A 21,518-nucleotide genomic window follows, 5' to 3' on the forward strand; every position below is an offset into this window, starting at 1 on the left:
CGGCGCGCCGGCGCCGGTGCCGGCGCCGGTAGGGCGGATCATGCGGGGCGCGATCGTCGCGCTGGTCCTCGTGTTCCTGGCGGCGACCGTCTTTGCGCTCAGCAACACGGCGGTCGTCACCGTGTGGTTTTGGCAGTGGCAAATCTACACCGGGTCGCTGGCCCTCGCCATCGTCGGGGCGGGCGTGCTCGGCGCGCTGTTGACCTTCCTGCCGTCCCTCGCCCGGCACGCCCGCCTACGCGGCCGGCTGCGCGATCTGGAGCGCCGCCTCGCCGCGCACCAGCCCGCCGCGCCGGCGGACGGCGTGCCTCCCGCATCGAGCACGCCACCGTCCGATATCGGGCAGACCCGGCGGCTCTGGTAGGAAGGCCCAACGGCCGCGGCCGCCTCCGCCGCCGCGCCGGGCGGCTTCCGGAACACGCTATAATAAGTGGGACGATGGCCGTTCTCGACCGACCGGCGTGGATCGTCGCGCCCGCGGATGCCGGCGCCGCGGAGTTCGCCCGCGCCCTGGGCGTCCATCCGCTGGTCGCCGGGGTGCTGCGGCGGCGGGGCATCACGAGCGTCGAGGCGGCGCGCGCGTTTCTCTCCCCCTCACTCGACGACTTGAGTGATCCGTCGGCCGTTCCCGGCATGGACGACGCGGTCGGGCTGGTCGCCGCCGCCGTCCGGACCGGACGGCGGATCGCCATCCACGGCGACTACGACGTCGACGGGATTACCGCGACCGCGATACTCGTGCGCGCGCTTCGCGCCCTCGGGGCCGAGCCGCGCTGGCGGCTGCCGCACCGGATCACGGACGGGTACGGGCTCGGGGTGCCGGCCGTCGAAGCGCTGGCGGCCGGCGGCGCGGAACTGTTGATCGCCGCCGACTGCGGCATCACGGCGGTGGACGCAGTCGCGCGCGCCCGGGCGCTGGGCCTCCAGGTCGTCGTCCTCGATCACCACTCCCCGGGCGCCGGCCGCCCGGCCGCGCGGATCGTCGCGCCGGCCCCCGCGGAAGGCGAAGCCGCGCCGTGCGCGGCAGGTCTCGCGTTTCTGTTCGCGTGGGCTCTTCGCCGCGAACTCGGACACGCCCCGGCGCTCCCCGCGGACCTCGCGGCCCTCGCGGCGATCGGCACCGTGGCGGACGTCGTCCCGCTCGCCGGCGACAATCGCCGACTCGTCGCCGGCGGTCTCGACCGGCTGCGAACGGACCCCCCGCTCGGGATCAGGGCCCTGCTCGACGAGGCGGCGATCGCCGGCCCCGTCGACACGTGGCACATCGGGTGGCAGATCGCGCCGCGCCTGAACGCCCCGGGCCGGCTCGGCGATCCCGCGCCGTCGCTCGCATTGCTGCTCACGGACGATCCGTCGGAGGCCCGCGCGCTCGCGCAGACGCTGGACGCGGCCAACCGCGAACGGCAGCTGATTCTCGATCAGGTCCTGGCCGAAGCGATCGCCCAAGTCGATGAGGCGTCGCCGCGGGGGGCCCCGGGTCCGATGGGCATCGTCGTCGCCGGCAATGGCTGGCATCCCGGCGTCGTCGGGCTCGTCGCCGGCCGCCTCGCCGAGGCGTACCGGCGTCCCGCGGTCGCGATCGCGCTGTCCGACGGCGCGGGGCGCGGCTCGGCGCGCAGCGTGTCCGGCTTCAACCTGGTGGACGCCCTCGCCGCCTGCGGGGGGCACCTGCTCGAGTTCGGCGGCCATGCGATGGCCGCCGGGCTGTCCATCGAAGGCCGCGCGATCCCGGCGTTCCGGGAGTGCTTCGTCGGCCGCGCGGCCGGCGTGCTGGCCGCGCTGCCGCCGCCGCGCGTGCAGGTAGACGCGGAGGTCGGCCTCGGCGATCTCACGCCCGGGCTCGTGCGCGAGCTCGAGCGCCTGGCCCCGTTTGGACCGGCGAATCCGGCGCCGGTGCTCGCCGTCCGAAACGTGCGGCCGGTGACGCGCCGGCTCGTCGGGGACGGGGCGCATCTCGGCATCGGCGTGACCGACGGGACGTCGTTTGCCGATGCGATCGGCTTCTCGATGGCCGGGTGGGCGGACATCCTGACGCTCACCGGTGCCGCGGTCGATCTGGCGTTCACCCCGGAGCTGGAGCCCGCATTCGGGGGCGAGCGGGTGCGGTTGCGCCTGCGGGCGCTCGATGTGCCCGGTCTCGACGTGGAGGCGGTGCTCGGTGATACGGGACTCGTCATCGACCGGCTGTTCCGCCGCGCCGGGGACTTCCTCGGTGACACGCCCTACGACGGCCTTGAAGACGCCGCGGCGTTTCACACCAAAGTGGTCGGGGTCACGTTCGATGATCGTCAAGCGGCGGTGGCGGCGTTGCGGACGGGCGACCGGCTCCGGCTCCGCCGCGAACCCGGCAACCCGCACGATCCCCACGCGGTGCAGGTGCGAAGCGCCGACGACCGTCAGATCGGGTATCTCAACGCCCGGCTCGCGGGCCGGCTCGCGCCGCTCATGGACGCGGGCGTCCCGTACCTCGCATCGGTCTCGGGATTGACCGGAGGCGGCGACCGCGCGGCCGGGGTCAACGTCTTCATCGAACGGACGCCCGAGCCGGCGGCCGCAGACGAGACCCTGCCCCCGGCGACGGGGCCGGGGCGGACCTGGCGGGGCGGTGCCGCGCGGGACCTACCGGCGCGACTTCCGGTGCAACTCAACGCCGGCCGGCCGTTTCGCGCCGGCCTGCGTGAAGCCCTCGAGTTGCTGGCCGAGCGGCGGACGGTGGCGCTCATGACCCCGCATGGACGCGGGCGCGCCATCGCGTTTGCGGCGGCCGCCGCCCTCGCCGCAGCGGATCACCGGGGTACCCTCGTGATTGTCCCGTCGTCCCCCCGCGCCGTGCATCGCGCGGCGCAGCTGGCCTCGCGGCTCGGCCCGCTCGGCCTCCGCGTCGACGTCGCGCACGGCCTGCAGGCGTTGCGGGCTCGGGACCGCGTGAGTGAGGCCCTGGGCGCGGGCACCGTGGACGTGCTGGTCGCCACGACACAGATGTTGGCGGAGCCGGGATGGCTCTCGGCCTTCCTGCCGCGCGTCGGAACGATCGTCCTCGACGGCGGCGGAGAGCCGGAATGGGGTGCCGTACCCCGGGAGGTCGAGGCACCGGCCGTGCTGGCGGTCGGAGACGGTGGATTCTGCCGCGCCGCGGCGCGCCTGTTCGGAGGCATGGCGATCGTCGACGACCACGCCGGGCGGGCGCCGGTGACCGTCATCGACCGGCGCGCTGAGGCCGGACCCGAGGGCCTCTGGCCCATCCTGGACGAGACGATCCGCGGGGGCGGAAAAACCGTGGCGGTCGCGGCGCCGCGCGAAGCGGCGGTGCGGATCGCCTCCCTCGCCCGGGAGCAACACGCGCCGGTCCGCGTCGCCTACCTGCACGGCGGCCTGCCCCCTCGGCTGCGGGAGATCGTGACCCAGGCGTTCCGCGAAGGACGGGTCGACGTCCTGGTGGCGACCACGGCGCTCGACGAAGAAGCGCTGCCGCCCGACGTGCAGCACGTCGTACTGGGCGCGCTCGCGCCCGATCTCGACTGGTCCTTGGCGGCGTGCGGCGGCGCACTGGCCGGCCGGCGGCCGGTGACGGTCATCCTCGCGGCCGGCGGGCACGACCGCGGGCGGTATCGGCGGGCGCTCGAGGAGCAGGCGCCGGGACGGGAGGCGCTCGTCGCGATCTACCGCGCCCTTCGTGACTGGCGCGGCGGGCGGCCGTTCCGCTGGCCCGATGACGCGGCCTGGGCGCACCTCGCCGCGGCGGTCCCGGGGCTCGCCCGCGCCGCCGTCGATGCGGCATGTGCTATCTTTGTGGAAGCAGGCCTCGCGTCCCGGGAGAGCCTGCCCCCCGGCGCCCCGTCTAGCGCCCCGCTTGTCGCGGGGCAGGTGGGGCAGACGGGCGGGTTTCAGATTCAGCTTTCCCCGGCGGCGGGGCGCCGGGACCTCGCCGCATCGGTTCGCTATCGGGAGGGCCGGCGCGCCCGCGAACTGTTCGAGGCCGGCGCCGCCTGGATGCTGGCGGTCACCACCGCGGAGGTACAGCGCAGTCTATGACCGGGGTTCCGGTCCGGCAGGACGTCCGAGAAGGTCCGCTTCCGGCCGACGTTGCGGACCTGCTGCGCCGTGTTCGCGAGACGAATCCGCGGGCCGACCGGGATCTCCTCCTGCGCGCCTATTATTTCGCCCGCGACGCGCACGCCGGACAGACGCGCGCGTCCGGCGAGCCGTACGTGAGCCACAGCGTCGCGGTGGCGTCGATTCTGGTCGGCCTGCGCCTCGACGCGGCGACCATCGCCGCGGCGCTGCTCCACGACGTACCGGAGGACACGCCGCACTCCCTCGACGAGGTGCGGGAGGCGTTCGGCCCGGAAATCGCCAGCCTGGTCGACGGCGTCACCAAGCTCGGCCGGATCGAGTGGAAGAGCCGCGAGGAACGCCAGGCGGAAAATCTCCGCAAGATGTTCCTGGCGATGGCGAGCGACATCCGCATCATCCTGATCAAGCTCGCCGACCGCGTGCACAACATGCGCACGCTCGAGCACCTGCCGGAGTGGAAGCAGAAGCGCACGGCGCGGGAGACCCTCGAGATTTACGCGCCGCTCACCGAGCGCCTCGGCATCGGGACGATCCGGCGGGAGCTGGAGGACCTGTCGTTTGGCGTGCTGGAACCCGAGGCGTACGCCTCCATCAGCGGCGAGATCGACCGGACGAGTCAGGCGCAGGAAGCGCTCACCGGGCGCGTCCTCGACACGCTGTACACGGAACTGAACCGCGCCGGCATCCGCGTCGACCGCGCCAGCCTGAACGCCCGTCCGAAGCACGTCTACAGCATCTACCAGAAGATGCAGCGTCCCAAATACCAGGGCCAGGGCGTCGGCCGCATCTACGACCGCACCGGCGTGCGCGTCGTCGTCAACGACGTCCGCGAGTGCTACGAGACCCTCGGGATCGTCCACTCGCTGTGGAAGCCGATTCCCGGCGAAGTCGACGACTACATCGCCAACCCCAAGACGAGCGGCTACCAGTCGCTTCACACCGCGGTCATCTGCGAGGGCCAGCCGCTCGAGATCCAGATCCGGACGCCGCAGATGCACCGCGACGCCGAGCACGGTATCGCGGCGCACTGGCGCTACAAGGAAGGCGGCGGCCGGGCGGAGGGGGCGTTCGCGCAAAAGCTGTCCTGGCTCCGCCAGCTGCTCGAGTGGCACCAGGAAATGCACGACGCGCGGGAGTTCATGCACTCGGTCAAGATCGACCTGTTCCAGAACGAGGTCTTCGTCTTCACCCCGATGGGCGACGTCATCGATCTGCCGGCGGGCGCCACCCCGGTCGATTTCGCGTTCCGCATTCACACCGACGTCGGGTACCGGACGACCGGCGCCAAGGTCAACGGGCGGCTGGTCCCCCTGAGCCACCGGCTGCAGTCGGGCGACATCGTCGAGGTGGTGACGAGCAAGACGGCGACGGGGCCCAGCCGGGACTGGCTCGCGTTCGTCGAGACGACCAATGCGCGCACGAAGATCCGCCAGTGGTTCAAGCGGGAGCGGCGGGACGAGAACATCGTCCGCGGGCGCGAGTTGCTGGAAAAAGAGCTTCGGCGGGGCGGGGGCGGCGTGTCGCTCGCGCGGCCCGATCCGCTCCGGGCCGTCGCCGCCCGGTTCGGCCTGCCCGACGACCAGGAGCTGCTCGCGGCCGTCGGCAACGGGGATGTGTCGCTGCTTCAAGTTGTCCAGGCGCTGCGCGGCGGCCCGGCCGAGCCCCCGCAGGAGGAACTCCCGGCCGAGCGACCGGCCGCGCCGCCGCCGCCGCCCGCGGGCGCCGCGCGCGGCATCCGGGTGCGCGGCGTGGAGAACGTCCTCATGCGGTTCGCCCGCTGCTGCAGTCCGCTGCCGGGCGACCGGGTCCTCGGCTACACGACGCAGGGCCGCGGCGTGACGATCCACCGCGCGGACTGTCCGAACCTGCCGTTCCTGCGCGCGCACCCCGAGCGCATCCTGGACGTGGAATGGGAGCCGACGTCCGACGGCACCTACCCGGTCGCGATCGAGGTCGAGGCCACCGACCGCGTGGGTCTGCTGAAGGACATCCTCACCGCGGTCGCCGAGCACAAGACGAACGTCGTCTCGATCAATTCGCGCGTGCGCAAGGACAAAATCGTGGTGACCAGCATCGTCATGGACATCCGCAACGTCAGCCAGCTGACCGCCGTGACGCAGCGCATCGGCCAGGTGAAAGACGTCCTGAGCGTCGAACGGGTCGTTCCGCACTAAGGCGCCTCGCGACACCGCCTGCCCCGCGTGCCCCGCCTTGCCCCGCCTGCCCCGCGTCAGACGGGGCGTCAGACGGGGCGCCCGTCTCCGGGGGGCCCGATTGTGCCGTATAATGTGGCCTAGCGTCGATCGGAGGGGAGATGAGATGATCCTGACCGCCGCCCGTGTCGGGGTGTTCACCGAATCCGTCATCCGCGAGATGACGCGTCTGGCGATGGAGCACGGTGCTGTCAACCTCGCCCAGGGATTTCCCGATTTTCCGGCGCCGGCCGAGCTGCTGGCCGCCGGCGCCAAGGCGCTCGCGGACGGTCACAACCAGTACGCCGTGACGTGGGGCGCGCCGCGGCTCCGGCAGGCCATCGCCGAGAAGGCGCGCTGGTTCAACGGCATCGACGCCGACCCCGACCGCCACATCACGGTGACGTGCGGCGCGACGGAAGCGATGATGGCGACGATGCTCGCGACGATCAACCCGGGCGACGAGGTGATCGTCTTCGAACCGTTCTACGAGAACTACGGGCCGGACGCGAAGCTGTCGGGCGCGGTGCCGAAATTCGTGCCGATCCGCCTGGCGCCGGGATTCCCGATCGATCTGGACGCGGTCCGCTCCGCGATCACGCCCTGCACCAAGGCGATCATCGTGAACACCCCGCACAACCCGAGCGGCAAGGTGTTCACACGCGCGGAGCTCGAGGGCATCGCCGAGCTGTGCCGCCGCCACGACCTGCTGGCCTTCACGGACGAGGTGTACGAGCACATCATCTACGACGGCCATCCGCATCTGAGTCTCGCGGCCCTTCCCGGCATGGCGGACCGGACCGTGATCGTGAACAGCGTCTCGAAGAGTTACAGTGTCACCGGCTGGCGCGTCGGCTGGACCATCGCGCCGCCGCGGATCGCGGATGGGATCCGGAAGGTGCACGACTTTCTCACCGTGGGCGCCGCGGCGCCGCTGCAGGAGGCGGCGGTGACCGCGCTCGGTTTTCCGCGCGCCTACTACGCGACCCTCGCCGCGATGTACCAGCGGAAGCGCGACGCCCTGCTCGAGATCCTCCGGGAGGCCGGGTTCCAGTGCCTGGTGCCGGAGGGCGCGTACTACATCATGTGCGACATCACGCCGTTCGGCTTCGAGAGTGACGAGGTCTTCACGAAATACCTGATCGAGCGGATCGGCGTCGCGCCGGTGCCGGGATTTTCGTTCTTCCACGACCCCGCCGCGGGGCGGCGGTACGTCCGGTTCGCCTTCCCGAAACGCGATGAAACCTTCGCGGAAGTCCGCGGACGGCTGGCTGCGCTCCGCCCGCTGGCCGAGGGAGCGGCGGCGGGCCCCGCGCCCCGGTAAGAACATGGTCCAGCCTTCGCCGCGCGAGCTGGCGGCAACCCGGCGGGAGACCCCGGCGGCGCCACCGCCGGGGCCGGCCTCCTGGTCGGCCTACCGCGCGGAATTCCCCATCTTCGAACGGACCGCGTACCTCAACAGCTGCTCGCTCGGCGCGCTCGGCGCGCGCGTCCGCGCCGCGGTCGGACGCTTCCTCGACCTGTGGGACGTCTCGGGGGCATCGGCCTGGTATGGGCCCTGGTGGGACGAACTCGACGCGCTTCGCGCGTCGCTGGCGGCGGTCATCGGCGCCGATCCCGAGGAGGTCGCGCTCGCGCCGTCGATCACCGGCGCCATCACCGCCGTGGCCAGCTGCTTCGATTATCGCGCCCGGCCGCGGGTGATCGTCTCGGACATCGACTTCCCCACGGTGCCGTACCAATGGCTGGCCCGGGCTTCCGGCGGGGTCGAGGTCGTGTTTGCCTCGAGCCCCGACGGCCTGTCGGTGCCGCTCGAGACGTTCGCCAGCCTCATCGACGAGCGGACCCAGCTCGTGGTCGCCTCGCACGTCTACTTCCAGAGCGGCGCAGTGCAGGACATCGAAGCCCTCGCCCGGTTGGCGCATGCGCAGGGAGCGCTGTTGCTGGTCGACGCCTACCAGTCCGTCGGGCAGATCCCCATGGACGTCCATGCGGCCGGCGCGGACTTCCTCGTCACCGGCGGGCTCAAGTGGCTGCTCGGCGGGCCGGGCATCGCCTACCTGTACGCCCGGCGCGGCCTGCACGCGACGCTCGCGCCATCGGTCGTCGGGTGGTTCGCGCATCGCCGCCAATTCGCGTTCGACACCCGCCGCCTCGAATACGCCGAGGACGCCCGCCGGTTCCAGGCCGGGACGCCGTCGCTCGCCGCCGTCTACGCCGCCCGCGCCGGCCTCGAGTACGTGCGCGAGATCGGCCCGGCGCGGCTGCGCGCCCGGCAGATCGAACTGCTGGCGGATCTCGCCGCCGGCCTGCGCGAGATCGGCGCGGCGCCGCGCGTCCGGGGGCGGGTGGAAGACCTGGCGGGCATCCTGACGGTGCCGGTGCCGGATCCGGCCGGCGCCGTGGCGGCGCTGCGCCGCGAACAGGTGATCGTGGACTCGCGGCCCGGCGTGATCCGCCTGTCGCCGTACTTCTATAATAACGCCGAGGATTCGGAACGCGCGCTGGCCGCTCTGCGGCGGCACTTGGGGTAGGCGCCCGGCGTGCGGGCGCTGGTGCAGCGCGTCCGGCGGGCGGCCGTCTATGTGGTCGACGATGCCGCGGCCGCGGGTGAGATCGGACTCGGGTTCGCCGTGCTGCTCGGCGTGTCCCGCGCCGATGGGCCGGACGACGCGCGGACCCTCGCCGGACGGGTTGCCACGCTCCGGGTCTTCGACGATGGGGCGGGCCGGCTCAACCGCTCGGTCGTGGATGTCGGCGGCGCGGTGCTGAGCATTCCGCAGTTCACGCTATACGCCGATACGACGGGCGGCCGTCGTCCCAGCTTCCTTGACGCGGCTCCGCCGGATCAGGCGGAGCCGCTGTACCGGCTGTTCAACGAGGCGCTCGCGGCGGCCGGGGCGCCGGTCGTGCCGGGCCGATTCCGGACTCACATGATCGTGGAGATTCACAACGATGGCCCGGTGACGATATTGCTCGACACGGGGGACGCCGGCTCCCGATGAGGGACACACCGTCGATGTGGGAACTTGCGGGGACGGGAATGGCGGTCGGCGGCACCGGCGTCTGGGCGCTCGCCGCGGCGGCGCGCGTCGGGGTGCTGCGGATGCTGCTCGACCTCTTCCCGCGCACGACGTGGGATGCCGTGACCTGGGTATTGATTCCGGCGCTGCTGCTCGCCCCGATCGTCGTGCAGGGATTGGCGGTCGCGGCGCTCGCGGGACGGCGGGCCCGAGCGTGGGCGGGAACCACCGTGGCCGCGGTCGTCGGGGCGGGGATCGCGTTTGCCGCGATCGGGGGCGTCCTCGTCCTGCTCGTGCGGCCGCTGCCGCGGGGGCCCCAGGTGTGGCTCGAACGGACGGCGCCGGGAGCGTTGATTTTCGGCTTCACCGCCGCGGTCATTGCCGGCTGGCTGCTCGTGGCCGGACGGCTCGCGCGGATGCCGCGGCTGCGCCTTGCCGCGGTTCCGGTAGCCGCCGTGGTGGCCACGCTCGCGTGGACCGGCGCGCACCACCTCGTGATCGCCCTGAGTTACGTGCTCGACCGTCCGGAGGCGAACGGCTTCTTCGCCGCCGTCGCCCTCGGCGGCGGGGTGGGGGCGGCGTGGGCGGCGCGGCGCGGCGAGGCTCGCGTCCGCCCGAACGACCCAAGCGCCGGAGCGACCAATGGAGCTTAGAGCACCGCGCGGCATGCAGGATGTCCTGCCCGACCACACGGGCCGGTGGCAGCAAGTCGAGGCGCGGATGCACGACCTCGCGCGCCGCTCCGGCTATCGGGAGATCCGCACCCCGATCGTGGAGCACACGGAGGTCTTCCAGCGCGGCGTGGGGGCGGGCACCGACATCGTGGACAAGGAGATGTACACGTTTCAGGACCGCGGGGGCCGCAGCGTCACCCTGCGCGCCGAGGGCACGGCGCCGGTGATGCGCGCCTTCCTCGAGCACAATCTGGGCGCGTCGGGTCTGCCGGTTCGCGTCTATTACATCTGTCCGATCTTTCGCTACGACCGACCGCAGGCGGGCCGCTACCGGCAGCATACGCAGTTCGGGGCCGAGGTGATCGGCAGCCCCGAGCCCGCGGCCGACGCGGAAGTCTTGAGCCTGGCGGTCCGTCTCGTCGAGCGTTTGGGATTGCGGAACTTCCAGGTGCACCTGTCGAGCGTCGGTGACGCGACGTGCCGGCCCGGGTACATCGAGGCTCTGCGCGACTATTACCGGCCCCGGCTCGGCGGGCTGTGTGAGGACTGTCAACGGCGATTCGACACCGCGCCGATGCGCCTGCTGGACTGCAAGCGCGAGGGGGACCGCGCGGTGGCGGCGAACGCGCCGCGCATTCTCGATTACCTGTGCGACCCGTGCCGGGAGCATTTCCGCGGCGTGCAGGTATGCCTGCAGGCGATGCGGATTCCCTACGTCGTCGATCCGCTCATCGTCCGCGGGCTCGACTACTACACGCGCACCGCATGGGAGGCGGTGTCGCAGGCGCTGGGAGCGCAGAACGTCGTCTTCGGCGGCGGCCGTTATGACGGTCTCGCGGAGCAACTCGGCGGAAAACCGACCCCCGGCGTCGGGTTCGGCATGGGCGTCGAGCGGCTGTTGCTGGTCCTCGATGCGGAAGGCGCGGTGCCGTCGTCCGAGCAGCCGCCGGATGTGTTTGTCGCCGCGGTCCCGGCGGGTACTCCGTCTCTGACGGAGCAAGGCCGCGCGGCCGCGCTCGCCGTCGCGGATCGTCTGCGATGCGAGGGCCTGGCGGCCGCGGCCGACGTCATGGATCGTAGCCTCAACGCTCAGATGAAGGTGGCGAATCGGCTCGGCGTCTCGTTCGTGCTGATCCTCACGGACACGGGCGTCGCGCTCCGCAACATGGCGGCGAGCAAAGACGAGGACCTGCCGGTCGCCTCCCAATGGGCGCACGCCGCCCTGCAGCTCGAAGATGAGGCGCTGGACAGGCTCGCCGAATCGGTCGCGGACCGTGTCCGGCCTGCCCCGCCTGCCCCGCCTGCCCCGCGCCAGCCGGGGCGCGAGCCGGGGCAGGGGGCCGTGCGATGAGCGACGAGCGCGCGGCGGGCCCCGCCGCGAGCGAGCTCGGCGACTGGCGCCGGTCGCATACCAACGGCAGCCTGCGGGCCGGGGACGTCGGCCGCGAGGTGACGTTGATGGGGTGGGTGCACAGCCGGCGCGATCTCGGCGGCCTCGTCTTCCTCGACCTGCGCGACCGTTCCGGCATCACGCAGGTGGTGTGCAATCCGCAGGAAGCCGCCGGCGCGGCGGCCGTGGCCGCCTCCGTGCGCGGCGAGTACGTCCTGGCCGTGCGCGGCGTCGTGGCCGCGCGCCCGGCGGGGACCGAGAATCCCCGGGTGGCGACCGGCGCCGTCGAAGTCCGGGCGCAGGACCTCCGCGTGCTCAATCCCGCCGACACCCCGCCGTTCCCGATCGACGACGGCGTCGATGTCGACGAGACGGTCCGGCTGCGCCACCGGTACCTTGACCTGCGCCGGCCGGCGATGCAGGCGAACCTCGCGCTCCGCCACCGGCTCGCCAAGGCCGTCCGTGACTACCTGAGTGACGCGGACTTCCTCGAGGTCGAGACGCCGATGCTGATCAAGAGCACCCCCGAAGGGGCCCGCGATTTTCTCGTGCCGAGCCGCGTACATCCCGGGAAGTTCTACGTGCTGCCTCAGTCCCCGCAGCTGTTCAAGCAGCTGTTGATGGTGGCCGGGGTGGAGCGCTACTTTCAGATCGTGCGCTGTTTCCGCGACGAGGATCTGCGCGCCGACCGGGCGCCCGAGTTCACGCAGATCGACATCGAGATGTCCTTCGTGGGGCCCGGCGACGTGCAGGCGCTGGCCGAGGCGATGGTCGCGTACGCCGTCGGCGCGGCCCTCGGCGTCGACGTCCCGCGGCCCTTTCCCCGCATCACCTATGCGGAGGCGATGCGGCGGTACGGGACCGACAAGCCCGACCTGCGCTTCGCGCTCGAGATCGCGGACTGCGGCGATCTCTTCGCCGACGGCGCCTTTCGGGTGTTCGCGCAGGCGGTGGGGGCGGGCGGCGTCGTCCGGGCCGTGAACGCGCCCGGCGCCGCGGGCTACAGCCGGCGTGACGTCGGCGAGTTGGAAAACCTCGCCCGCGCCGCCGGCGCGGCCGGACTGGTGCCGCTGCATCTCGATGCGGCCGGCCCCCGCGGCCCGCTGGCCCGGCACCTGTCGGCGGAGACGCTGTCGGATCTGCGGGCCCGCTGCGGCGCGGGCGACGGCGACCTCATCCTGCTGGCCGCGGGTCCAGCGGAGAGCGTCGCGCCGGCGATGGGCCGCGTCCGCCTCGAGCTGGCCCGCCGCCTCGGGCCGGCGCGCGAGGGGCTCGCGTTCGTGTGGGTCGTGGAATTCCCGCTGCTCGAGCGCGCGGCCGACGGCGGGTTGAGCGCGGTGCACCATCCGTTCACCGCGCCGCTGGACGAGGATCTGCCGCTGCTCGACCGCGAGCCCCTGCGGACGCGCGCCAAGGCGTACGATCTCGTCCTCAACGGGGTGGAGCTCGGAGGCGGCAGCATCCGCATCCACCGGCAGGAGCTGCAGCAGCGCATGTTTGCACGGCTCGGCATCTCTCCCGAAGCCGCACGCGAGCGCTTTGGGTTTCTGCTCGATGCGTTCCGGTACGGGGCGCCGCCGCACGGCGGCATCGCGTTCGGGTTCGATCGCTTCGTCATGGTGCTGGCCGGCGCCGACTCGATCCGCGAGGTCATCGCGTTCCCGAAGACGCAGAGCGCGACCGACCTTATGACCGGGGCGCCCTCGGAGGTCGATCCCGCCGCGCTCGCCGAGGCGCACATCGACGTGCGGCGGTGAGCGGGCGCGCGGCCGCCGTGTTGACGGTTGAGGAGCGCTCCGCACGATGGTATCATCGTGGCGGCTCCTGTGGTACGCGCCAGGTACGTGGTTCCGACCAACAGCAAGACGTAGGGAGCCCGGCTCCGGCCGGTGACGGCACGGCCCCGATTGACCGCGCTCGTGGGGCTAGTCGGATCCGCTCGGGAGGGCACCCACCTGGGAGACACAGGTTCGGGAACCCCGGCCGGCGGTATCGCAGGAGCCATAATTGCGCGATCTGCGCCGCACGGCTGAGCGCGTCGCCCCGCTCGCCCGTAGGCTCCACCGCCGCCGGGTGCAACGGCGCGGGCTGTTCCGCACCTCGGTGAGCCTCCCCGCGACCGGGTTCACACCCCCGGCGGCCCCCGACCACGACGATCCCTGGCAGATGGCCCTGCGGCAGTTCCGGGTCGCGGCCGACCGGCTGGAGCTCCCGCCGGCCGTGCGCGACGTGCTCGAACATCCGCACCGCGAGTTTGCCGTTCACTTCCCCGTGGCGATGGACGATGGAACCACCCGCGTCTTTACCGGTTATCGCGTGCTGCACAACAGCGTGCTCGGTCCCACGAAGGGCGGCCTGCGGTACAGTCCCGCCGTGGAGATCAACGAAGTGCGCGCGCTGGCGATGTGGATGACCTGGAAGTGCGCGCTCGCCCACCTGCCGTACGGCGGGGCGAAGGGCGGCGTCGCCTGCGACCCCGCATCCCTGTCGCCCGGCGAATTGGAGCGTCTGACGCGGCGTTTCGCCACCGAGTTGCGGCCGATGATCGGCGCCCGGATCGATATCCCCGCCCCGGATGTGGGGACGAACAGCCAGATCATGGCCTGGTTCATGGACACCTACAGCATGCACGAGGGGTACTCGGTCCCGCCGGTCGTGACCGGCAAGCCGGTGTCGATCGGCGGCTCGGCCGGCCGTCAGGACGCGACGGGCCGCGGCGTCATGATCGCGGCCCGAGAAGCGGCCCGGATGCGCGGGGTCCCGTTTGCCGGCAGCCGCGTCGTCGTGCAGGGCTTCGGCAACGTCGGCGGGACCGCGGCGGCCCTCATGGCGGCCGAAGGGTGCCGCGTCGTCGCCGCCGGCGACATCTTCGGCGGCGTGTACAATCCGAAGGGACTCGACGTCGACGCACTGCGCCGCCACGTCGCGGCGACGCGGCGCGTCGAGGGCTTCCGGGGCGGCGAGGCGGTCGGCGCCGCCGAGCTGCTGGAACTGCCCTGCGAGTTCCTGATCCCGGCCGCCGTCGAAGGCCAGATCACCGCCCGCAACGCCGGCCGGATCCAGGCCCGCATCGTGGTCGAAGGCGCGAACGGGCCGACGACGCCGGACGCCGACGCCATCCTCGAGGGCCGCGGGATCCTGGTCGTGCCGGACATCCTGGCCAACGCCGGCGGCGTCATCGTGTCGTATTTCGAGTGGGTGCAGGATCTGCAGGCGTACTTCTGGAGCGAAGAGGAGATCAACGCCCACTTGGGCCGTCTGATGGTCGAGGGTGTCGCGCGCATCGCCGCGGTCGCCGGCGTAGAGGGTGTGTCGCTGCGGACCGCGGCGCTGCTGGTCGCCGTGCGCCGGGTCGCCGCCGCCCTCCTCGATCGCGGCGTCTATCCCTGAGTCGTCTTCCGGCGGCGGTTTCTTGACACGCTTCCCGCGCGGGGCGCATGATGAGGCTGTGGCGGGACCGATCGGGCAGGGGACGTTCTGATGGAACTGTTCGAACAGAGCCGGGGCGAGGAGATCGCGCGCTCGGCGCCGCTGGCCGCGCGGATGCGGCCGGGGACGCTCGACGACATCGTCGGGCAGGCGCATCTCCTCGGTCACGGACGGCTGCTGCGGCGCGCCATTGAGAGCGACACGCTGACCTCCGCGATCTTCTACGGGCCGCCGGGGACGGGCAAGACGTCCCTGGCGCGCGTCATTGCCGCGGCGACCCGCGCGCACTTCGAGCCGGTCAACGCCGTCACGGCGGGCGTCGCGGACATCCGGCGTCTCACCGAGGAGGCGCGCGACCGGCGGGCGCTGCACGGGACCCGCACGATCCTGTTCATCGACGAGATCCACCGCTTCAACAAGGCGCAGCAGGACGTGCTCCTCCCGCACGTGGAGGACGGCACGGTGATTTTGATCGGCGCGACCACCGGCAATCCGTTCATCGACGTCACCCCGACCCTCGTCTCGCGCTCGCGGGTCTTCGCGCTCGAACCGCTGTCGCTCGCGGACCTCGACGTCATCCTCCGCCGGGCGCTCGCCGATCCGCGCGGCCTGGCGCCGCGGCACGTCGAGGCCTCTCCCGACGCGCTGGCCCACATCGCGCGGGCGGCCAACGGCGATGCCCGCGCGGCGCTCAACATGCTCGAACTGGCGGCGACGGGGGCGGTCCCGGACGCCGCGGGTGTGCGCCGCGTGACGCTCGAACAGGCGCAGGAAGCCATGCAGCGCCGCGTCATCCCCTACGACCGCGCCGGCGACCAGCACTACGACGTCATTTCCGCCTTCATCAAGAGCCTCCGCGGCGGCGACCCCGACGCGGCGGTGTACTGGCTCGCCCGGATGCTCGCCGGCGGGGAGGATCCGCGGTTCATCGCGCGGCGGATGGTGGTCCACGCCGCCGAGGACGTCGGGCTGGCCGACCCGCAGGCGCTGCTCGTGGCCGTGGCCGCGGCGCAGGCGGTCGACCTCGTCGGATTGCCGGAAGCCCGCATCCCGATGACGGAGGCTGCGGTCTACATCGCGACCGCCCCGAAGAGCAACGCGGTGATCCGCGCCATCTCGCGCGCGGCCCAGGACGTCGAGCGCGAGGAGGCGCAGCCGGTGCCGCCGGCGCTGCGCGACGCGTCGACCCAGGGAGCGCGGCGGCTCGGCCGCGGGCAGGGCTACGTCTACCCGCACGATCACCCGGACGCGTTTGTCCCGCAACAGTACGCGCCCGACAATGTCAAGGACCGCGTCTACTACGAGCCGACGGCCGCCGGGCACGAACAGGAGATCCGGCGGCGCCTGCGGTCGTGGTGGGCGGGCGTCAAGCGGTACGGCGGGGAGTAACTCAACGATGGCGCGCGTCGCGGTGGCCATGAGCGGGGGCGTCGACAGCGCGGTGGCGGCGGCGCTGCTGGCGGGGGAGGGCCACGAAGTGGTCGGCTTCACCATGAACCTGTGGCCGGAATGGGTGCCCCCGGCCGACGACGGCCCCGGGTGTTGCGGGCTCGGCGCGATCGACGACGCCCGCGGCGTGGCGCGGACGCTCGGCATCCCGCACTACGTGCTCAACCTGCGCGAGGCGTTCGAGCGGGCGGTGATCCGTGAGTTCGCGGGCGAGTACGCGCGCGGCCGCACCCCCAACCCCTGCATCGCCTGCAACCGCGCCATCAAGTTCGCGCTGCTGCTCGGGAAGGTCCGCGCCCTCGGCATGGAGCAGCTCGCCACCGGCCACTACGCCCGGCTCGAGCGCGGTCCGGACGGCGGCGTCCGGCTGCTCCGCGCGGCCGACCGGCGCAAGGACCAGTCGTACGTCTTGGCCTGCCTCACCCGGCGCCAGCTGGACCAGGTGCGCTTCCCCGTCGGCGGCTACACGAAGCCCGAGATCCGCGCCATGGCCGGGCGGCACGGCCTGCGGGTGGCCGACAAAGCCGACAGTCAGGAGATCTGCTTTGTTCCCCGCGGCGATCACGGCGAGGTCGTCGCGCGATACGCGCCACAGGCGGTTCGGCCCGGGCCGATCTATGACGGCCGCGGGCGGCAGGTCGGGGAGCACCGCGGCGTGGCCCGCTACACCGTGGGACAACGGCGCGGACTTGGCGCGGCCGCGCAGCACCCCCGGTACGTCGTCGCGATCGACGCGGCGCGAAACACCCTGCGGGTCGGCGACGCGGACGAGGTGCGCTGCGAGGAACTGGTGGCCGCGGACGCCAATTGGATCGCGATCGACGAGCTGCAGGAGGCGCGCGCGGTGACGGCCCGCATCCGACACGGCGGCGCGGATCTCTCCGCGGTGATCGCGCCGGCCGGCCCCGGCCGGGTGCGCGTGCGCTTCCGCGAGCCGGCGCGGGCGGCGGCGCCCGGCCAGGCGATCGCATTTTACGACGGCGACCTCGTCGTGGGCGGCGGAGTCATCGACGAGGTGCGAAGCGAGGTGCGGAGCGCCGATGCCGGGGATCGCTGAGATCAGCCTCGGCGCGCCGCCTGCAGACAACGCCGCGGGGTTACTCACTGCGTTGCGCGAGGGTATACAGTGGGTATGGCCCGAGGTATGAGAAGGAGGGATCCATCATGACGGAACGGCGTGACTTCGCCGTGGGGCTCTTTATCGGCGGCTTGATCGGACTGGCGTTTGGGCTGTTGTTCGCGCCGCAACCCGGGATGGAGACGCGGGATCGGATCCGGCGGGAAGGCGACCGCCTGCGCGCCCGGGCGCGCACGAGGGCCGACGACGTCGCCGACCAGGCGCGCCGCGCCGCCGGCGAGATGGCCGACCGCGCACGCTCGCGCGCCGATGGCTTCGTGGCCCGGGCGCGGGACGCGGCGGAAGACGCGATCGCCCGCGGCCGTTCGGCGGTGGAAGAGCGGGCCGACCGCCTGCGCCGCTCCTTTGAGGCGGGGCGGGACGCGGCGGGCGGCGGAATGGAGGAGTCCACACGCTTTGGCGAGCCGGAGCCTTGACGTGACAACCGAGGGATCCAGCCGCGACGGGTATGACCGCGTCGAGATCGCGATTCCCGTGCGTCCCGAATTCGTGAGCGTGGCGCGACTCACGGCGGCCACGGTCGCCGCGCGCCAGGGCTTCACCTACGACGAGATCGAGGATCTCAAGATCGCCGTGGGGGAAGCCTGCACCGCGTTGATCATCGCCCGTCCGGACTCGCGACAGCCGTTGACCACCGCGTTCGTGCTGGCGCCGGACGCTATCGAGGTGCGCGTGGCGGCGCGGGTCGCGGCGCCCGCGTGGGCGCAGGACGGCGCCGCGCCGGCGACGTCCGACGCGCCGATCGACGAGAGCCGCCTCGGGATGTTCCTCATGCAGTGCCTCGTCGACGAAGTGGAAGCCCGCCACGACCGCGAGTCGGGCCTGACCGAGCTGCGGCTGCTCAAACATCGGCTGTCTTAACGCATGGCGACACGCCGGCGGGGCCGTCGCCTGCTCGACAAGGACGAGGTCAGGGCGCTCTTCCTGAAGTTCCAGGAAGACCGCAGCCCTGACGTCCGCGAAGAACTCACGCTGGCCCACGAGAGCCTCGCCATCTATCTCGCCCGCAAGTTCGCGGACCGCGGCGAACCGCTCGAGGACATCATTCAGGTCGCCCAGATCGGTCTGTTGAAGGCCATCGACCGCTACGATCCGAACCGCGGGATCGAGTTTACGACCTACGCCACACCGACCATCGTCGGCGAGATCAAACGGCATTTCCGCGACAAACTGTGGGCGATCCGGGTCCCGCGGCGGCTGCGCGAGCTCAACTACACGCTGATGCGCGCCATCGAGGAGCTATCGCAGCGGCTCGGGCGGTCGCCGACCATTCCGGAGATCGCACAGTTCACGCGGGTCGACTTCGAGGACGTCATCTCCGCGCTGGAGGTCGGCCGGGCCTACAGCCTCGTCTCGCTCGACGCCGAAACCAGCGACGGCGACGAGGAGCACACCGTCTCGCTCCTCGAGTCGGTCGGCGGCGAGGACGAGGCGCTGGAGCGTCTCGAAGACCGCGCGACCCTGGACTGGGCGCTCGCCCGGCTGCCCGAGCGCGCGCAGCAGATCATCCGCATGCGCTTCTTCGACGACCTGTCGCAGGCCGAGATCGCGCGGCGGCTCGGCATTTCGCAGATGCACGTGTCGCGCATCCTCCGCGAGGCCCTCGCGCGGCTCCGCGCCCTGGTGAGCGACCGCCGATCCGGCTCCGAGCAACCGTGAGCCGGCCCGCCGCGGGCGGGGTGCCGTAACCAGCATGGCCACGGCCGCGTCGGCCGCCGGCATCGTCGTGCGCCTGCGGGACGCCGGGTTCGAAACGTACCTGGCCGGCGGGTGCGTCCGCGACCGGCTGCTCGGCCGCGCGGCGGCCGATTACGACATCGCCACCGCGGCCCGCCCCGAGCAGGTCGCGCGGCTGTTTCCGCGGACGGTGGAGATCGGCGCGGCGTTCGGCGTCGTGCGGGTCGTCGCCGACGACGGCGAGTACGAAGTCGCGACGTTCCGCACCGAAGGCCCGTACCTCGACGGGCGCCGCCCATCCTCGGTCGACTACGCCGGTCCCCGCGAAGACGCCCTGCGGCGCGACTTCACGATCAACGGGTTGTTCTTCGATCCGGCGACCGGGACCGTGCTGGACTTCGTCGGCGGCCGGGCCGACCTCGACGCGCGGGTCGTGCGGGCCATCGGCGACGCCGCGATGCGGTTCGAGGAAGACCGGTTGCGGATGCTGCGCGCGGTGCGGCTGGCGGCGGAGCTCGGCTTCACCATCGCGCCCGAAACGTTCGACGCCGTTCGGGCGCATGCCGACGGGGTGCGCGGGACGAGCGCCGAGCGCATTCGGGACGAGCTCGTGCGCATGCTCACCGGCCCGGCCCCCGCCCGGGCGCTCGGGCTGCTGCGGGACACCGGGCTGCTCCGGGTCGTCCTGCCCGAGGTCGCCGCCGAGATCGGCGTGCCGCAACCGCAGAACTTCCACCCGGAGGGGGACGTCTTCGAGCACACCCGGCTCACCGTGGCCGCGCTGCGCGACCCATCACCGGCGCTCGCCATGGCCGCGCTGCTGCACGACGCGGGCAAGCCCGCGACCCTCGAGTACGCGCCGGACCGGATCCGGTTCAGCCGGCACGACGAGCTCGGCGCCGAGATCACCCGGACCGTGATGGAGCGACTGCGCTTTGCGCGGCGCGACGTCGACCGGGTGGAGGCGCTCGTGGCACGGCACATGGTCTTCAAGGACCTGCCGCAGATGCGCGAGGCGAAACGGCGCCGGCTGTTCGCGGACGACCTGTTTTTGGATCTGGTGGAGCTGCATCGCGCCGACTGCGAGGCGAGCCACCGCGACCTGTCGCTGTACGAGTGGGCCCGTGCCGAAGCCGCCCGGATCCGGGAGGCGCCGCCGGTACCCGCCCGGCTCGTGACGGGCGGCGACGTGCTGGCGCGCGGCGTGCCCGCCGGTCCCCGGGTCGGCGCCATCCTCGAGGCGGTCGAAGACGCCCGCCTCGAGGGTCGCGTCCGGACCCGCGACGAGGCGCTGGCGCTGCTGGAGACGCTCGCCGCGGAGCCCGCCGGCGGCGCGTCGCGGGCCGCGGGCGGAGGAGATCGATAGGCCGCGGCGAACAGGCGTGCGAAACGACAGGCGGGCGGAGGACGGGCAGCTGGCGGCAGACCCGACAACCACGGCCCGCGTCATCGCCCTCGTCAATCAGAAGGGCGGATGCGGCAAGACGACCACCGCGGTGAACTTGGCGGCCTGTCTCGCCGTCAGCGGGCGTCGGGTCCTCCTGATCGACCTCGATCCGCAGGCCAACGCCACGGTCAGCCTCGGCACGGATCCTGCTTCGCTGTCGCGTACGATGTACAACATCCTGGTCGAGGACACGGCCGGCGACGGCCAGTCCACGGACCTGGAGAGTGTCGTCGCGCCGTCGAACGTGCCGAACCTCGACTTGGCGCCGTCGTCCATCGACCTCGCCGCCGCCGAACTTGAGCTGTCGTCGCGGATCGGCCGGGAGAACGCCCTGCGCAAGAAGATCGCGCCGCTGCGCGGGCGGTACGATTACATCTTGATCGACACGCCGCCGTCTCTCGGGCTCCTGACCCTTAACGCCCTCGTGGCCTGCAACGAGGTCATCATCCCCATTCAGACGCACTATTACGCCCTCCTCGGGATGCGCCAGCTGCTCCGCACCCTCAAGGCGGTTCGGGAGGAAGCGGGGCACGAGGTGGAGATCGCGGGCGTAGTCCCGACGATGTACGACGCGCGCACCAGCATCAGCAAGGAAATTTTACAGGGGATCCGCGATTACTTCGGTGAGAAGGTCTTCGCCAGCGCGATTCATTTCAACATCAAGCTCGTGGAATCGAGCATGGTCGGTGTGCCGGTGTTCGTCCATCAGCCTTCCTCGCGCGGGGCCGTCGAGTACATGAGCCTCGCTAAGGAGGTGATGGCCCTTGAGCAAAAAGCGGGACGCGCTCCGGCGCGGAATTAGAGCGCTCATCGACGAGACGACGCGGGAGCTCGCGGCCTTCGAAGGCCGCGAGCCGCGCCCCGGCCCGCCCGGTCCTGCCGCGGACGACAAGGCGCCGACGGACGCGCCGGGGGGGCGGCCCGATCCCGCCGCTCCCGCGCGAGGCGCGGGACAGGCCCCCGCGTTGAACGGGGAGTCGCACCCGGCCGAGACGTCCGCGGCTGCCGCCGCGGACGCCGCACCG

Annotated in this window: 18 protein-coding genes and 1 other RNA gene; all 19 read left to right on the forward strand. The window is 72.3% G+C overall.

The features are described from left to right. A partial coding sequence (locus tag VGZ23_03545; GenBank protein ID HEV2356669.1) for a LapA family protein occupies positions 1-364 on the forward strand: 364 nt, incomplete at its 5' end. A 74-nt stretch (positions 365-438) separates the two neighbouring features. Continuing rightward, a complete protein-coding gene (gene recJ, locus VGZ23_03550; protein HEV2356670.1) occupies positions 439-4,032 on the forward strand; it encodes a single-stranded-DNA-specific exonuclease RecJ in 3,594 nt (1,197 codons plus the stop codon). Continuing rightward, entirely contained in the window at positions 4,029-6,248 is a 2,220-nt protein-coding gene (locus tag VGZ23_03555; GenBank protein HEV2356671.1) for a bifunctional (p)ppGpp synthetase/guanosine-3',5'-bis(diphosphate) 3'-pyrophosphohydrolase, read from the forward strand. The genes recJ and VGZ23_03555 overlap by 4 nt, the downstream gene beginning before the upstream one ends. 145 nt (positions 6,249-6,393) lie before the next feature. Further along, a complete protein-coding gene (locus VGZ23_03560; protein HEV2356672.1) occupies positions 6,394-7,590 on the forward strand; it encodes an aminotransferase class I/II-fold pyridoxal phosphate-dependent enzyme in 1,197 nt (398 codons plus the stop codon). Positions 7,591-7,594: 4 nt separating this feature from the next. Beyond that, positions 7,595-8,800, forward strand: a complete 1,206-nt coding sequence (locus VGZ23_03565) for an aminotransferase class V-fold PLP-dependent enzyme (GenBank protein HEV2356673.1) — start codon at positions 7,595-7,597, stop codon at positions 8,798-8,800. A 9-nt stretch (positions 8,801-8,809) separates the two neighbouring features. After that, positions 8,810-9,271, forward strand: coding sequence for a D-aminoacyl-tRNA deacylase (gene dtd / locus VGZ23_03570; GenBank protein ID HEV2356674.1), 462 nt, complete (start codon positions 8,810-8,812; stop codon positions 9,269-9,271). Further along, positions 9,268-9,942 (forward strand): hypothetical protein, encoded by a 675-nt coding sequence (locus tag VGZ23_03575; GenBank protein ID HEV2356675.1) that lies wholly within the window; start codon positions 9,268-9,270, stop codon positions 9,940-9,942. The genes dtd and VGZ23_03575 overlap by 4 nt, the downstream gene beginning before the upstream one ends. Beyond that, positions 9,932-11,314: a histidine--tRNA ligase gene (gene hisS, locus VGZ23_03580; protein HEV2356676.1), complete on the forward strand. Its 1,383-nt coding sequence runs from the start codon at positions 9,932-9,934 to the stop codon at positions 11,312-11,314. The genes VGZ23_03575 and hisS overlap by 11 nt, the downstream gene beginning before the upstream one ends. After that, positions 11,311-13,110 carry an aspartate--tRNA ligase gene (aspS, locus tag VGZ23_03585; GenBank protein ID HEV2356677.1) on the forward strand — a complete coding sequence of 600 codons (1,800 nt, stop codon included), beginning with the start codon at positions 11,311-11,313 and terminating at the stop codon, positions 13,108-13,110. The genes hisS and aspS overlap by 4 nt, the downstream gene beginning before the upstream one ends. A gap of 61 nt (positions 13,111-13,171) precedes the next feature. Next, positions 13,172-13,358: non-coding RNA, 6S RNA (gene ssrS / locus VGZ23_03590), on the forward strand. 161 nt (positions 13,359-13,519) lie between these two features. Further along, positions 13,520-14,743: a Glu/Leu/Phe/Val dehydrogenase gene (locus VGZ23_03595; protein ID HEV2356678.1), complete on the forward strand. Its 1,224-nt coding sequence runs from the start codon at positions 13,520-13,522 to the stop codon at positions 14,741-14,743. A gap of 90 nt (positions 14,744-14,833) precedes the next feature. Next, on the forward strand, positions 14,834-16,171 hold the full coding sequence (locus tag VGZ23_03600; protein HEV2356679.1) for a replication-associated recombination protein A: 1,338 nt from the start codon (positions 14,834-14,836) through the stop codon (positions 16,169-16,171). A gap of 7 nt (positions 16,172-16,178) precedes the next feature. Then, entirely contained in the window at positions 16,179-17,288 is a 1,110-nt protein-coding gene (gene mnmA / locus VGZ23_03605; protein ID HEV2356680.1) for a tRNA 2-thiouridine(34) synthase MnmA, read from the forward strand. Between the two features lie 107 nt (positions 17,289-17,395). Then, entirely contained in the window at positions 17,396-17,785 is a 390-nt protein-coding gene (locus VGZ23_03610) for a YtxH domain-containing protein (protein HEV2356681.1), read from the forward strand. Between the two features lies 1 nt (position 17,786). Beyond that, positions 17,787-18,230: an ATP-binding protein gene (locus VGZ23_03615; GenBank protein HEV2356682.1), complete on the forward strand. Its 444-nt coding sequence runs from the start codon at positions 17,787-17,789 to the stop codon at positions 18,228-18,230. Between the two features lie 3 nt (positions 18,231-18,233). Continuing rightward, on the forward strand, positions 18,234-19,028 hold the full coding sequence (locus tag VGZ23_03620; GenBank protein ID HEV2356683.1) for a SigB/SigF/SigG family RNA polymerase sigma factor: 795 nt from the start codon (positions 18,234-18,236) through the stop codon (positions 19,026-19,028). A gap of 34 nt (positions 19,029-19,062) precedes the next feature. Next, positions 19,063-20,412, forward strand: coding sequence for a CCA tRNA nucleotidyltransferase (locus VGZ23_03625; GenBank protein HEV2356684.1), 1,350 nt, complete (start codon positions 19,063-19,065; stop codon positions 20,410-20,412). Between the two features lie 16 nt (positions 20,413-20,428). Beyond that, positions 20,429-21,295 (forward strand): ParA family protein, encoded by an 867-nt coding sequence (locus VGZ23_03630; GenBank protein ID HEV2356685.1) that lies wholly within the window; start codon positions 20,429-20,431, stop codon positions 21,293-21,295. Continuing rightward, on the forward strand, positions 21,258-21,518 hold a 261-nt coding region (locus VGZ23_03635; GenBank protein ID HEV2356686.1), incomplete at its 3' end, for a hypothetical protein. The genes VGZ23_03630 and VGZ23_03635, both read left to right, overlap by 38 nt.

The organism is bacterium (genome assembly GCA_035945995.1).
Classification (GTDB): domain Bacteria; phylum Sysuimicrobiota; class Sysuimicrobiia; order Sysuimicrobiales; family Segetimicrobiaceae; genus DASSJF01.